The 15133-nt window shown below is 38.6% G+C and carries 13 protein-coding genes; 9 read left to right on the top strand and 4 right to left on the bottom strand.

What is annotated here, in order from left to right:
• Window positions 1–55: 55 nt before the first annotated feature.
• Entirely contained in the window at window positions 56–1702 is a 1647-nt protein-coding gene (gene pgi, locus AC0IWT_RS14315; RefSeq protein WP_471797663.1) for a glucose-6-phosphate isomerase, read from the bottom strand.
• Window positions 1703–1859: 157 nt separating this feature from the next.
• Between pgi and AC0IWT_RS14310 the strand changes: the two genes are divergently transcribed.
• The 4 genes from AC0IWT_RS14310 to AC0IWT_RS14295 all read left to right on the top strand — a co-directional run bounded on the left by AC0IWT_RS14310 (window position 1860) and on the right by AC0IWT_RS14295 (window position 5814).
• Window positions 1860–2372, top strand: coding sequence for a hypothetical protein (locus AC0IWT_RS14310; RefSeq protein WP_471797662.1), 513 nt, complete (start codon window positions 1860–1862; stop codon window positions 2370–2372).
• A gap of 63 nt (window positions 2373–2435) precedes the next feature.
• Window positions 2436–3740 carry an amidohydrolase gene (locus AC0IWT_RS14305; protein WP_471797661.1) on the top strand — a complete coding sequence of 435 codons (1305 nt, stop codon included), beginning with the start codon at window positions 2436–2438 and terminating at the stop codon, window positions 3738–3740.
• A 74-nt stretch (window positions 3741–3814) separates the two neighbouring features.
• A protein-coding gene (gene prfB / locus AC0IWT_RS14300; RefSeq protein ID WP_157274816.1) for a peptide chain release factor 2 occupies window positions 3815–4889 on the top strand; the annotation gives its coding sequence in 2 pieces (ribosomal slippage) (window positions 3815–3874 and window positions 3876–4889; 1074 coding nt in all).
• A 46-nt stretch (window positions 4890–4935) separates the two neighbouring features.
• Entirely contained in the window at window positions 4936–5814 is an 879-nt protein-coding gene (locus tag AC0IWT_RS14295; RefSeq protein ID WP_471797660.1) for an alpha/beta hydrolase, read from the top strand.
• Between the two features lie 6 nt (window positions 5815–5820).
• On the opposite strand, the gene AC0IWT_RS14290 is transcribed toward AC0IWT_RS14295, so the two are convergent.
• Together AC0IWT_RS14290 and AC0IWT_RS14285 are read right to left on the bottom strand one after the other, a co-directional pair.
• A complete protein-coding gene (locus AC0IWT_RS14290; RefSeq protein WP_471797659.1) occupies window positions 5821–6945 on the bottom strand; it encodes a glycoside hydrolase family 18 protein in 1125 nt (374 codons plus the stop codon).
• 4 nt (window positions 6946–6949) lie between these two features.
• Window positions 6950–7825, bottom strand: coding sequence for a transglutaminase-like domain-containing protein (locus tag AC0IWT_RS14285; protein WP_056869610.1), 876 nt, complete (start codon window positions 7823–7825; stop codon window positions 6950–6952).
• A gap of 45 nt (window positions 7826–7870) precedes the next feature.
• On the opposite strand from AC0IWT_RS14285, the gene AC0IWT_RS14280 reads away from it, so the two are divergent.
• The 5 genes from AC0IWT_RS14280 (at window position 7871) to AC0IWT_RS14260 (ending at window position 13916) form a co-directional block, all read left to right on the top strand.
• Window positions 7871–8659 carry an O-methyltransferase gene (locus AC0IWT_RS14280; RefSeq protein WP_471797658.1) on the top strand — a complete coding sequence of 263 codons (789 nt, stop codon included), beginning with the start codon at window positions 7871–7873 and terminating at the stop codon, window positions 8657–8659.
• A complete protein-coding gene (locus AC0IWT_RS14275) occupies window positions 8659–9315 on the top strand; it encodes a DUF1345 domain-containing protein (RefSeq protein ID WP_056869612.1) in 657 nt (218 codons plus the stop codon). Before AC0IWT_RS14280 ends, AC0IWT_RS14275 begins: the two co-directional genes overlap by 1 nt.
• Before the next feature lie 115 nt (window positions 9316–9430).
• The gene (locus AC0IWT_RS14270; RefSeq protein WP_471797657.1) at window positions 9431–9799 is read left to right on the top strand and encodes a BlaI/MecI/CopY family transcriptional regulator; all 369 of its coding nucleotides are present in this window, start codon (window positions 9431–9433) and stop codon (window positions 9797–9799) included.
• Window positions 9796–11463 carry an N-acetylmuramoyl-L-alanine amidase gene (locus AC0IWT_RS14265; protein WP_471797656.1) on the top strand — a complete coding sequence of 556 codons (1668 nt, stop codon included), beginning with the start codon at window positions 9796–9798 and terminating at the stop codon, window positions 11461–11463. Before AC0IWT_RS14270 ends, AC0IWT_RS14265 begins: the two co-directional genes overlap by 4 nt.
• Window positions 11464–11540: 77 nt before the next feature.
• Window positions 11541–13916: a TonB-dependent receptor domain-containing protein gene (locus AC0IWT_RS14260; RefSeq protein ID WP_471797655.1), complete on the top strand. Its 2376-nt coding sequence runs from the start codon at window positions 11541–11543 to the stop codon at window positions 13914–13916.
• A 7-nt stretch (window positions 13917–13923) separates the two neighbouring features.
• Here AC0IWT_RS14260 and AC0IWT_RS14255 read toward each other — a convergent pair whose 3' ends face one another.
• Window positions 13924–15054, bottom strand: coding sequence for a BamA/TamA family outer membrane protein (locus AC0IWT_RS14255; RefSeq protein WP_471797654.1), 1131 nt, complete (start codon window positions 15052–15054; stop codon window positions 13924–13926).
• Window positions 15055–15133: the final 79 nt, after the last annotated feature.

Below are 15133 nucleotides of genomic sequence, written 5' to 3'. Positions count from 1 at the left end.
ATATATTTCAAACAAAAAAAGCGAGTGATTAACCCGCTTTTTTCAAATGATTTAACTATCTCCAGTTTTTGTATTGGTTAATGAGACCATTTGTAGAACTATCATGGCTTGAAACTTGCCCATCGCCTTCTAATTCTGGTAAAATCTTTTTAGCCAGTTGCTTACCCAGTTCTACGCCCCACTGGTCGAAACTAAAAATATTCCAGATTACGCCCTGAACAAATATTTTATGCTCATACATCGCAACAAGGCTTCCAAGCGTATATGGTGTAACTTTTTTCAGTAAAATAGAATTCGTTGGTCTGTTGCCTTCAAAAACTTTGAAAGGAGCAAGTTTGGAAATCTCTTCTTCCGATTTGCCATCCTTTTCCAGTTCAGCCGAAACCTCAGCAAGTGTCTTGCCATTCATTAAAGCTTCAGTTTGTGCAAAGAAGTTCGATAAAAGAATCGGGTGATGCTCGCCCAAAGGATTTAAACTTTGCGCAGGAGCAATAAAATCTGCCGGTATAATTCTGGTACCCTGATGAATTAGCTGATAGAATGCGTGTTGACCATTTGTACCTGGTTCTCCCCAAATTATCGGGCCTGTTTCATAGTCAACTTCATTGCCATTTCTATCTACATGCTTTCCATTGCTTTCCATATCACCTTGTTGAAAATAAGCGGCAAAGCGATGCATATATTGATCGTAAGGTAAAATAACCTGCGTTTCTGCGTTGTAGAAATTGATGTACCAAACACCAAGCAAACCTAAAATAACGGGCAAGTTACTTTCAAATTCGGCTGTTTTGAAATGGTTATCGGTAGCGTGGGCCCCAGCCAATAACTCCTTAAAGTTATCGAAACCGAGACTTAATGAAATCGAAAGACCAATTGCGCTCCAAAGTGAATAGCGTCCGCCAACCCAATCCCAAAACTCAAACATGTTCTCGGTATCAATTCCGAAAGCAGACACATCTTTGGCATTTGTTGAAAGTGCCGCAAAATGCTTCGCAATATCGTTCTCTTTACCACCTTTTTCTAAGAACCACGAACGTGCAGAATGCGCATTCGTCATAGTTTCTTGTGTGGTAAATGTTTTAGAAGCCACAAGAAACAAGGTTGTTTCTGCATTTAAAGCGGCTAAAGTTTCTGCAATATGTGTTCCATCAATGTTTGAAACGAAATGTATATTGAGGTGATTTTTATAGTGTTTTAGCGCCTCAGTTACCATCACCGGACCTAAATCGGATCCGCCAATGCCAATGTTTACGATGTCTGTTATTGCTTTTCCGGTATATCCTTTCCATTGTCCGCTGATAATGCTGTTGCTGAATTGTTCCATTTTGGCTAAAACAGCATTTACTTCCGGCATTACATCTTTGCCATCAACCAAAATTGGCGTATTGCTTAGGTTGCGTAAGGCGATGTGTAACACCGAGCGATCTTCAGTCTCATTGATTTTATCGCCGGCATACATAGATTTTATTGCTTCATCCAATTTGCATTCGCGGGCCAGTTGCATCAGCAAAGCCAAAGTTTCATCATTTATTCGGTTTTTACTGTAATCCAGTAAAATGTCTTCAAAAAAAACAGAAAATTTTTCGAAACGACTGTCATCCTCAGCAAAAAGATCTTTAATGCTTTTTTGATTGATATCTATGAAATGATCAGCCAGGTACTTATAAGCTGCGGTTTCTGTAAAGTTTATTTTCGGTAACATAATTCTTTCTTTTTGTAAAAGTAATAAAGCAAATATTTAAAACAGTCTTTTTAATGTTCAAAAATTACATTTCATTATTTATTTTAAACAAGTAACTTAGAGGTATATCCCGTGTGTTTCCATACATCCTATTTTGTATTCATTAAACAAAAACATTATGTTAGAAAACTTAAATGAATTAGTGCGTGAAAACGTACAGGAGAGCGTTGTTAACAATAACAATGTACCAAATGAACACAACGAAGCCGTTATTCAGGCTGCATCGGGTTCTATTTTTGATAGCTTGAAAGATCAGCTTACTTCAGGCAATGTTAGCGGTTTGGCAGAAATTTTCAACTCGGGCAATGCTGAAGGTTCTGCTGTAACCCAACAAGCCGCTGGCAGTTTTACCGATAAGTTAGCCGGGTTGGGTATCAATGCGGAGACTGCAAAAGGACTGGCTGCCACAATAATTCCTACAATCTTAAGTAAGCTTACGCAGAAAACCGCAGATCCAAACAATAGTGCTTTCAATATAAAAGACATATTGGGGAGTTTAGCTGGCGGTGCCGATGGCAAATTTGATGTAAGCGATGTTATTGGCATGTTTAACGGAGGCGGCCAGGCACAGGCCGGTGGAACAACCGCTTCTGGTGGCATTATGGATAAGCTGAAAGGCTTCTTTAACTAAACTTTATAAGGCTTTATGTTACGCATAAAGCCTTTTTTATTAATAAGTAAATTTAATCCCTGTATGAAAAAAATCTACATTCTGTTTTTGCTAACGATTTGTTCTGGTGCTTTTGCTCAAAAATCAGTTTTGAATGTTGCAGTTTCCAAAAAAGCTGACGCTATCGAACAAAAAGTTATCACTTGGCGTCGCGACTTTCATGAGCATCCGGAATTAGGGAATAACGAAATTCGGACTGCAGGTATAATCGCGAAGCACTTAGCGTCTTTAGGGATTAAGGTAAATACCGGGGTTGCTAAAACAGGCGTAGTTGGCATTTTAAAAGGCGGTAAATCTGGTCCTGTTGTAGCATTAAGGGCAGATATGGATGGGTTGCCAGTTACCGAAAGGGTTGATGTGCCGTTTGCTTCGAAGGTTAAGGCACAATATAACGGGCAAGAGGTTGGGGTTATGCATGCCTGCGGACATGATAGCCATGTTGCAATTCTAATGGGCGTGGCAGAGGTTCTGGCTTCCATGCAAAAAGATATTTCCGGCACGGTGAAATTCATTTTTCAACCCGCAGAAGAAGGCGTTTCTGCAGGGGAAGAGGGTGGTGCTGCCTTGATGATTAAGGAAGGTGTACTCGAAAGCCCCAAGGTGGATGTAATTTTCGGTTTGCACATTAACTCGCAAACTGAAGTAGGCGATGTAACTTACAAACCCGGAGGAACAATGGCAGCCGTAAATGATATGAAAATTACGGTTACAGGCCGGCAGGCGCATGGCGCATATCCGTGGAGCAGTATAGACCCGGTTGTTATTTCTGCCCAAATCATTAACAACCTTCAAACTATAGTTAGCCGCAATTTGAATGTTACGGAGAACCCTGGTGTGGTAACCATTGGTGCCGTTAATGGCGGTGTTCGCTCAAACATCATCCCCGAAAAAGTAGAAATGCTTGGAACCGTTCGTAATTTTAGTAAGGAAGATGAAGCTATGTTTATCGAACGGATAAAAACAATTGCGACAAAAACCGCAGAGGCTGGGGGTGGAAAAGCCGAGGTTAAAATTCCTTACAGTAACCATTATCCGGTAACTTATAACAATGTTGCCTTAACAGAGAAGATGTTACCGAGCATGCAAGCCACAGCAGGCGCCGCCCATGTAAAGTTAAGGCCACCAGTTACCGGTGCCGAAGATTTTTCTTTCTTCCAGGAGAAAGTGCCGGGTTTATTTGTGTTTTTGGGTGGCATGCCAAAAGGAAAAGACCCCATGAAAGCGCCATCACACCATACACCTGATTTTTACCTGGATGAAAGTGGATTTGTTTTAGGTGTAAAGCTGTTGGCTAATTTAACGTTGGATTACATGGCCATGAAAAAGTAGACTGCACCTCAAAAAAAATGGACAAACGAATAAATTAAAAGGCAAAAAATTTTTAATTAACTACATTTGCCATTATGACCAAAGAACAAATACAGGATTTAAGAGATAGAGTAACATCTCTGAGGAGGCATCTTTGACGTTGATGAGCTACTTTACGCTATTCGCGAAGAGGAAAAATTAACGATGGCTCCCAATTTCTGGGACGACCCTAAAAAAGCAGAAAAAATTCTTGCCGAAATAAGTTCCAAAAAAAAGTGGACAGATGGTTTTGAGAAAACGCATAACGCTGTAGAAGATGCCGCGGTGATGTTTGATTTTTTTCAATCTGGAGATGCTTCGGAAGAAGAATTACAAGAGCAATTCGATACCAGTAAACAAGCCGTTGCAGATTTGGAGCTCAAAAATATGCTCCGCAATAAAGAAGATCAGCTTTCTGCAGTGATGCAAATTACCGCAGGTGCCGGGGGTACCGAGAGTTGCGACTGGGCCTATATGCTTATGCGTATGTATATGATGTGGGGAGAAAAAAATGGCTACAAAATCACCGAACAGGATAGCCAGGAGGGTGATATTGCGGGCATTAAATCGGTTACGCTTCAGTTTGACGGTGATTTTTCTTACGGATATCTGAAAGGTGAAAATGGTGTCCATCGTTTGGTGCGCATATCTCCATTTGATTCTAATGCACGCCGCCACACATCTTTTGCTTCTGTTTACGTATATCCGCTGGTTGATGAAACCATAGAGATTTACATTAATCCTGCTGATGTTGAGTTTGAAACATTCCGGGCGGGTGGTGCCGGTGGACAAAATGTGAACAAAGTGGAAACTGCTGTTCGTTTGTACCACAAACCGTCAGGTATAATCATTAAAAACCAGGAATCAAGGTCGCAGCTTCAAAACAAAGAAAACGCCTTAAGGCTTCTGAAATCTCAGCTTTATGAAATTGAACAGCGTAAGCGTAATGAAGAAATTGCTGCAATCGAAGGTTCAAAAAAGAAAATTGAGTGGGGCTCGCAAATCAGGAGTTACGTTTTAGATGATAGAAGAGTTAAGGATCATCGTACAAACTACCAAACATCCAATCCTCAGGCTGTGCTCGATGGAGATATTGATGAATTTTTGAAAGCATACTTAATGGAATTTTAACTGAATACTTATGGTAAAATCGTTTTTTCTCTTAATTGCATTTTCTATGGCAACATATTCATCGAATGCACAGCAGGTTGTGCCACTATACGCCGACTCGATTCCTGGAGCAAAGCCAACACCTGCCACATACGTTGAAAATACCGCGGTTCGTGCCAACGGTACACTGAGCATCACAAAGGTTTCGATACCAACGCTAACGGTTTTTGAAGCACCAAAAGATGTTGCCAACGGAACTGCGGTGATTATTTGTCCGGGTGGAGGCTATGCTGCGCTGGCTTTTAGTCACGAAGGCACTGATGTTGCAAAACGTTTTAACGCAATCGGAATAACGGCTTTTGTTTTAAAGTACAGGTTGCCCAGTGATGAGATAATGACTGATAAAACTTACGCCCTGTTGCAGGATATTGAGCAGGCAATGTACCTGGTAAGAAAAGACGCGAAAAAATACAACATCAAACCGAACAAAATTGGGATAATGGGATTTTCTGCGGGCGGCCACTTAGCATCAACGTTATTGGTACATTATAACGATTTGAAGATTTCTAATCGGGAAAAAATAAGTTTAAAGCCAGCTTTTGCTGCGTTGATTTATCCAGTAATCAGTTTCGAAGAGTCTGTGCACACCGGTACAATGAAGAACCTGCTCGGGCCCAATCCTCCGGAAAATTTGAAACAATATTTTTCAGCAAATAAAAATGTAACCAAGAAAACTTCGCCTGTGTTTTTGGTTCATGCGAAAGACGATAAAACTGTTCCGGTAGCAAACAGCATTCTTTTAAACGAGGCGTTGCACCAAAACGGCGTCAATTCAGAAATTTATCTTTACGAAAATGGCGGTCATGGCTTTGGCCTGGTAAACAAAACTTCAGATGTTGACTGGTTTAATTTACTTTCGGCCTGGTTAAAAAAAGAGAAATTTTAGAAGAAACTATTGCTCCTTAATGGTTTTATCAATTACACTTAACAAACCATCCGTATAGGCATCGTCTGTTAATTCCCAAAACATAATTCCATTAAGTTTTTTATTGATAACGTATTTCGTTTTCAGTGAAATTGATTTCGGGTCATCAAATGTTGCAAGCCTTTTGGTTTCGGCATTGTAATAATATGGCGCTTTTGCAATTTCGTCCCAGTAATATTTGTAGCCTTTATCTACTGAAAACTCTTTGCTAAAGTTTTTGAACGATACACCATTAACAAATTTCGTTGGTTGGTATAATCCCTGGTTAGCATCGGTTGAGTTCTCGAAAATTCTGGCATAAAACGCAGCGCCTAAAGCGATTTTATGAGCAGGTACGCCCATTTTAATTAGCTCTGAAACAGCATAATCGCCCGAGAGTGGCAGTTGTGTAGTTGAGTAAAGCGGTGTATGGTGACCACTTACTGTTGCGTAACCGCTAACTAAATCATAAGTCATCAGGTTAACACGGTCAACCAATGGCATAATTTCATTCCATTCGAAACAAGAATCGATACAGTTTTTTGTTCCACCGGCGGCAAAACTTATTTCCGCTTTTTTGCCTAGCTTTTTCCGCAGTTCTTTAATTAACAGGGTAAAATTATGTTTGTCGTCTTCGGTGTATCGGTGTCCCGGAAAGCCGGCCACCGCTGGATATTCCCAATCGATATCAATACCATCAGCCTTAAAAAAATTGAGTAATTCTTTTGTTGTTTTTGCAAAAGTTTTACGGCCATCGGCCCGGCTAAATACTTCCGAACAATTTGCGCATGCACTCCAGCCACCCATTGCCATCATCACTTTTAAATCTGGGTTTCGCTTCTTTAGGTCGACCATTTTTAAAATCAACGCCGAATCTTTAGCAGAATGAATGTTCATGCTGTCGCCTTTCAGATGTCCGAAACTGTAAATTAAATGGCTTATTTTTTCAATCGGAAAACTATCTATAAGGGTGCCTCCGCCGCCGGTATAATAAGCAATAACGTTAGGCTTATATTTTTGCTGTGCATTTGAAGTTAATCCACAAAAGATAGAAAGCAAAATTACTGCGGCTACTCTATAAAAGTTGTTCGTTCGGAATGATGATTCAGGCATTTAGCTATTGGGATGTATCTTGTTCTGAAATAATTTTTTGAAGTTCGTTAAGTTCGGCGACTTTTTCCGTAGCGCCGGCATTTTCATATGCAGAAATCAAATTTCTAATTACCCGGCGAATAATGTCAGTATTACTGCAAGGCCTATAATATTCTGGTAAAGCCTCCAGGTTTAGCTGTCGCAGAAACTGATCTACATCGTGTTTTCCAAAGATGTTACCTTTGTTAAATGCATTTATGTAGAACAAAACACCGTATTCTGTGCCTTCCTGCTTACTTTCATCAATAAAGCCTAATATGAAATGCTGGGGTAAATTGATTCCATAAATTGGCATATCTAGTTTTTGAGCCAGCGTAGAATATATGATTGCCAGAGAAATTTGATTTCCTTTTTTACTTTCTAAAACCTGATTTAAGTAAGAATTCTGCGGATCGTGATGGTTTTTAGTGTTGCCGCCAAAACCGAATTGTTGGTATAAAACATGGTTTATCAGTTTCACTTTCTCTACCGAACTCATCTCATATTGAAGACCCAGCCAGATTTCACGCTTAATTTCCTCGAGCTGATTAATAACTTTTTGCTCGTCTAAATCAGGGTATTGATATCTGTTAATGATTAAAGCGCCCTGAAGCAAATCGAAGGCACCGCTTAAATACCATAGGTTTAGATCTTCCTTAACGGTTTTGAACTGAATTTGGTGAACAATATTTTCAATACGTTCCTGAAGTAGGCCATCAAAAGACTGCTCCCATGCATTTTCAAGAAAATGAATTACCTCTCCACCATATTCAAGTAGTCTTTGCTCTACATGCTGATAAACTTCTTCATCAGGATCATCAAGCAATTTTACTAAAGCGCTTATCTCTGTGTTATTTTCCATAAAACATACATACGTTTGCGGGGTTTAATTACTTTTGCAACAGTTATGATAATTCAATTTATTACCGATTACCTTAAACACCGTTTAACTGCTAAAACCAGACATGGAACGCACTCGCCATTCGTTTACAAGCTAGCAGACGAGGTAATTTACGATTTTAGCGACAAATTTGAATACAAAAATATTGAAGCTCAGCGAAAAAAACTTTTTAATGACGATTCTGTAATTACTGTCACCGACCTGGGAGCGGGCTCTCAGCTAAACAAGAACCGGACAAAGAAAGTTAGTCAGATTGCTAAAAATGCGCTGAAAAGTCCGCGTTTGGCTAAGCTTATTTACCGTTTAGCAGAAAATACGAAGCCCAGAACAGCCATAGAACTCGGTACCTGTTTAGGCATTACAACTGCATACCTTTCAAAAGCTAGTCCCGGAGCTCAAATAATTACCATCGAAGGCTGCCCTGAAACAGCCAATGTAGCCAGAAAAAATTTCAAAGATCTAGATTCAAATAATATAGAATTGCATATAGGAAATTTCGATGAAATTCTTCCTGATATTATTTCAAGGCAACCAACCCTCGATTTTGTTTACATTGATGGCAACCACCGAAAAGATGCTACCTTAAATTATTTTAAATGGTGCCTACCAAAGGTTACCGAAAATTCTTTGCTCATTTTTGATGATATTTACTGGAGCCAGGGGATGAAGGAAGCCTGGGAGGAAATTAAAAGCCATCCTGATGTAACTGTTACTATAGATTTGTTTTGGATCGGATTGGTTTATTTTAAAAAAGGTCAGGCAAAAGAACACTTCAAACTGAAATTTAAACAATAATGAAAATCGAACCTAAATTAAACGGAATCCAGAAGTTAACAGCCTTATATGTTTTGCTGCTTAGTTTTCTTGCCGGCGTTTTAGCGTACTTAGGTTCATTATTTATTCACACCACTCTGCTAACCCATTTAATGCTCGGCTGGGATTTTTTTTGTGTTTCTTTAATTGGCCTTCATTGGTATATGTTTTACCATACCTCTGCAGTACAAACACACTTAAAAGCAAAAATGCAGGATGAAACCAGAGGAGAAATATTTGCAATAGTTGTGGTATCTACCTTCGCCGGCTTACTAGCAGTTATTCTTCTGCTGTTAGATAAGGAAATTAAAACACTTGATTTGGTTACCGCAATTTCCGGGATGTTTTTATCCTGGGGGCTGGTTCACACAACATTTACCATGCGTTATGCGCACTTATTTTATGGTAATAGTAACAGTAAAAATGGCGGACTCGATTTTCCGGGAAATGAGGAACCCGATTTTATAGATTTTGCCTACTTCTCTTTTGTAATCGGAATGACTTTTCAGGTTTCTGATGTCGAAATCTCCTCAAGACGGATTAGAAGGCTTACTCTGCTACATAGTATAATCTCCTTTATCTTTAATACCGTTATTGTTGCGTTAACAATTAATGCACTGGCCGGCTTAAGTAAATAACTTTTCTACAATTTTATCATACTGTTTATCAAATACTTAAATTTAAAAACGGTTTATTCAGTTATATAACGTAACTTATAGTTGTATAACTGAAAAATAAGTTATAAGTTTGGGTATGGAAGAACTTACCAAAACAGAAGAGCGCATTATGCACGTTTTTTGGAAACTGCAAAAGGCTTTTGTTAAAGATATTATCGACGAATTGGATGAAGAGCCTAAACCACCATATAACACCATTTCGTCCATTGTTCGCTTGCTGGAGAAAAAGGGTTACCTAAACTATAAAGCTTACGGTAAAACCTACGAGTATTTTCCTGCAATTTCCAAAGATGAATACGCCAAAACAACTTTCTCCAAAATGTTTTCGAGCTATTTCGATAGTTCGCCTGCCAGTCTTTTATCCTTCATGGTTAAAGAAGAAAAGTTGAGTGAAAAAGATATAGAAGAAATCAAACAACTCATTAATGAAAATTCCAAACTATGATTTTAATTTATCTGTTGAAGGTTTCGGTTTGTTTGCTGGTGTTTTTTGCAGCTTATAAATTTTTACTGGGGAAACTTACCTTTTTTAAACTTAACAGGCTTTATCTGTTATCAGGCTTACTAATCTGCTTCCTCATTCCGGTGTTAACTATCGAGCAAAAGCGAGAAGTAGCGGTACATCATCCTGTTTTAAATTCCGAAATAGTTTACAGCACCGATCATTCAGTTGAGCGTGAACTGAATCAGGGAGGCTCGAATATTTTTAACTTCAATTGGCTTGATATTGGGGCATATGCTTACGTTTTTGTTGCCTTTGTTTTGCTCCTAAAATGCGTTATCACCATAGTGCATATCAGGCAACGCTTAAAAAAATATACCATCATCGAAAGCGATTCTATAATATTTGTTTCGGCCAATTCCAAAATCAAGAATTGCTCTTTTTTTAACAAAATAGTTGTTGATGCATCACTTTCGGAGCATGCAAAAGCACTGATTATTAAGCATGAATCAATCCATGTTAATCAGATTCATATCTTCGATAAGTTAATTGTGAATCTCGCGAGCTGTATTTTATGGTTGAATCCTGTTATTTACCTCTGGAAACAGGAAATAGATAATAACCACGAGTTTTTAGCAGACGAAGCCACCACCAAAACTACCGACAAAGGTTCTTATGCAACTTTACTTTTAAAGCTCGCCATGCCAGCTGGTAGTTTAATCATTAATACTTTTAGCAGGCTTCCACTAAAAAACAGAATTTTTATGTTGTACAAAAAACCTGATTCTGCTGTCCGAAAGATGTCTTATTTAATTACAATTCCAATTATTTCTTTCTGCTGTTTGGCTTTTGTAAATAAAAAGGAGGTGGTCATAAGGAAATTCATTGCTGAGCATAATAAAGTTGATTACCGCCCGAAAGCAGTTGAAGAATCAGTCGTTGTTTCGCCAAAGCATGCTACGGATGCCAATAAAAAGCCTGTTGCCACTGATACAATTTCCAGCAAAAATCAAATTTTACTGGGCTCGATTTTTCCAGTCGGCAACCTTTCTTTAGAAGATGCTTCACAACATAAAATAGTTACTTCTGAAATTAACCATTTAGCTACAGGCAGGGAATTGGTTTTAGTTGTTGATGCCGGACACGGCGGCCGGGATGGGGCTTCAAAAAGTGCATCTGGCATTGCCGAAAAGGACCTTAATTTACGTGCGGCGCAAATTTTGAAAGAAGAAGCGACTAAGCGAAATATAAAAGTTATCCTCACCCGTGAGCGTGATAAGATGATTCCACTGAGAGACCGTTTGCCGGATGAAGGTGCTACTGCTTTCATTTCCATACACCACAATTCTACGCCAAAACCGAACATGCATGTGCCTTTCGAAGGGTTAGAAGTTATTGTATCTAAGCAAAACCCAAACATAAAGGATGCAGAAAAATTCGGTTTTAATGTTTTAAAAAGTTTAAGGCAATTCGATGGACTGTCCGTACGCGATTCATTAAAGGATGCAAGTCTGCTGTTGTTGAGAGAATCGAAAGTTCCTGCAATTGTTATAGAATTAGGAAACATTAGCAGCGAAAAAAGCCTTGCATATTTTAGCGATGAGAAAAACTTAAGGCAAATATGTAACCTGGTATTAGACGGATTTACGGCCTTCACAAAATCATAAAATTTTGATCATGGAATTACTAGGCTACCTTTTGAAAGTAAGTGCCAAACTATGTGCCTTAATCCAATTCGATTGAAATGCTCAGATTTTTATCAGTTGCAATTCTAATTTGCATTACCTCAACTTTAAATGCTCAATTTAAAATTCATGGAACTATCTCGCAAAGCGGAAGGGCTGTTTCGGGAGTAACTGTATCAGTTTCAAATACACTTAAATTTCGTAGCGTAACGCAAAGCGATACTTTAGGCTACTTTTTTTTCAAAAACCTACAGGCAGGAACCTATAAAGTTCATTTTTCATCTCTAAATTTTAAACCAAAAGAGCTCTCGGTTTTGTTAAAAGGCGACACCACGATCCGCATAAGCCTGGAGGATTTTACAAAACAGTTGAGAGAGGTAGATGTTAATTTTAAGAAACAACTCATCGAAAAAAAAGTCGACAGGATTGTTTTTAATGCCGAAAACAGCACGGCAGCAATCGGGACGGATGCCTTGGAATTGCTCGCAAAAGTGCCTGGGGTACGGGTGTTAAATGACAGACTTTCGTTGGTAGGAAAAGGTAGTGTAAATGTTATGGTTAATGACAAGCTGATTCAATTAATGGATGATGATTTGTCAAATTACTTGAAATCGATTTCTTCCGATAACATTTCTAAAATTGAGGTAATTACGAATCCTCCCTCAAATTATGATGCACAAGGCAATAACGGACTGATCAACATTGTACTAAAAAAGAACATGCCCGAAGGCTTTCGTGGCGCTGTAAATTCGACGTTTTCGAAGGCAACTTATGCGACTGGTGCTGCTGGTGGTAATCTCAGTTTCAAAAAAGATAAAATCTCGTTGTACACAAACTTCAACATTAGGAAAGGATCATTAGTTCCGCTAGAAAAGAGCAGCATTTTTTATGAAAACCAAACCTGGAACACGGTTAACAGAGACAGAAATTTTAGAACTGTGCCAGGCGGCCAAATCGGCCTGGATTATGAACTTTCTCAAAAAACCATCCTTGGGGCATCTTATAATGGCAGTTTGACGAACTTTCGGTCTGAGGAAAATATTAAAACCAATATTTTAAACAAATCCGGACTTATCGATTCAATCTTGAACTCAGATGCAAACGCCAGCATAAAATCGCATTTTCATGCGGCAAACTTCTACCTTAAACAGGCTTTAGATTCGGCGGGTAAGCGGCTTACATTTACGGCCGACTGGTTTAAATATATGGATGATAAAAGCAGGTTTTTCAATAACACAAGTTACAGGCAAAACGGGGAAGTTATTCCACTATCTTATGCAGAATATTTATCAGAAAGTGCCCAGCATATAAATTTATACACGTTGAAAGCTGATGTTGATATGCCGTCGAAGGTCTATAATTTCTCGTTCGGCGCCAAACTTAGTTTTATTCAGAGTAGCAGTAACCTTGCTTTCTTTATAAAGCAAAACGGGCTTTATCAACTGGATCAAAGTCAGGTAAACAACTTTGTTTATCGGGAAAGTACGCAGGCGGGATACGTAAATCTGAGCAGAAAATTTAAAAAGATTGATTTTCAGGCTGGCTTGAGAGGTGAATATTCCCAGATAAATGGCCTATCGGTTAACCAAATTACCAAGACGAAATATTTCCAGTTGTTTCCAACGCTATTTATTACTTACAAGGCCAATGGAAATAGTGTGTTCTCCGCAAATTATGGTCGAAGGATTAACCGGCCGGCTTATAAAAAATTAAATCCATTTCGTTGGTATAGCAATCAATATGCTTACACTGAAGGAAATCCTTTCTTGCAACCTTCCTACAATAACAATATCGAAGTTGCGCACACCTATAAAAACATTTTCACAACAACTTTATCTTTCGGAAGGTTAACCAATGGATATAATGACGTCAACTTTGTCGATGGAAATACAAATACCCAGGTTACTAAACCACTAAATTTTGTAACGGGAAGCAGTTATCAGCTCGGCAACTCCTTTGTTTATAATAGGCTAAAGTGGCTGGAAAGTATAAATCAAATCGATGTTTTTTATAATGTCTCGAACTCGACCTTGCCTCAAACCCTCAGTAATTTAAAGGGTTTTGGCGCATATTTTTCCACTGTTAATCAATTCGTATTAAATCAATCTAAAACAATTTTAGGCGACCTGAGTTTTTGGTATCAGTTTCCGTCCGTTGATGGTTTGAATAAAAATAGAAGCCAGTATAACCTCGATTTGGGTCTTAAAACTTTGCTGTTAAATAAAAAACTTCAGGTTGCGTTAAACGTTTCGGATGTATTCAAATCAAATAAATATCAATTCACCAGTGTTGTAAATAACATTCCGCAAGCTTACAATAACTATTACGATAGTCGCCAGCTTCGTATCAGCATTCGTTTTAATTTTGGGAATGAAAAAATAAAACAATCAGATAGAAAAACAGGAAACGAGGAAGAACGTAAGCGGAGCAATTAGTTATTTGTTAAAAAGCTTCTGCTAAACTGATGTAAAAGCCGCTTTGCCGTTTTTCATTCGCAAGCTTTTCGCCTGCACCGTAATCAACACGCACGCTCAGGCCTTTAGCTGTATCGAAGAAATACCTTCCGCCGAAACCAAAATTGGGTTTTAAGCTTTTTAGGTTGGCATTGTCGTTATTAAAAACTTTACCTGCCCCGGCAAATGCAACGATTCCGAATCTGTTCATAAATCGATATCTTAATTCCAGCTGCGAGGCAATCAGGTTTTCATCGCGATAGCGCCCGCCATAATAGCCCCGCATAATCTGGTCGTTACCCATTTGCTGCAATAAATAGAAAGGCGTATTTGAGCCTTGTATGGTATAATAGATTCCCTGTACACCGAGTACAAGTTTTTTAGCGATTGGCCAAAAGTTTCGAATATCAACTTTAACCTGACTTCCGGTGAAACTTTCGGCATCAAAAAAGTGCGGTGCAAATTGATAGGTAACACGGCCAAAAAAACCTTTAGAAGGATAGTTATTTGAATTTCTGGTATCGTAACTCTGACTCACGCCAACATACACCACAGAGCCGCCATCTTTATCGAAAATATTTGGGTTGCTGGTAAAAATTCCACCCGGGATTTGATCGGTAAATTTATAGTTTTCAAAACCTAATGAAACACCAGTGTAAGCGTTTTTAAGAAAACTCTGTTCCGCATCAAAAAGTGCCTTAACCTGGTTCATTACCAGCTTGTCCTCATCAGCTTTTTGGGCATTGTTTCCTATTCCATAAAAGTTAAATGGCATTTTTTTAAAACGAACATCCCCAATAAAATGATATTTGTTACCTGGCGACCAGGCATCACCTTTTAACGCAATGTTATATGTTTTTTTTGTTGAATATGTAGCATTTACTGAAAAGTTGGAGCTTCTGGTAATTGTGTCTTTCCTATCTGAATAATAGGAGTAGATCGCACCGACTCCAAATTCCAGTCCGGTTTCCTGTGAGTAGCCGAAAGAGGGGATAGGTAAAAAACTTGCTTTTCGTGTGGTGTCTTTTTCATTCGAAAGCATCTTTTTGATCAGCTTCATTTGAGCAAAACCTGAAAACGAAATTGCAAATAGAGAAAGTATTAGTCCCAGTTTTTTCATGGCGCAAAGAAAAGAAAATTACACCAAACCTTGGCTGTGTAAATTATGTGATTTTGAAATGTAAACCGATAAGTGTAAA

The organism is Pedobacter sp. AC464 (assembly GCF_979253075.1).
The sequence above is the reverse complement of the archived record's forward strand: the minus strand, read 5'-3'. Positions and strand labels throughout refer to the sequence as shown.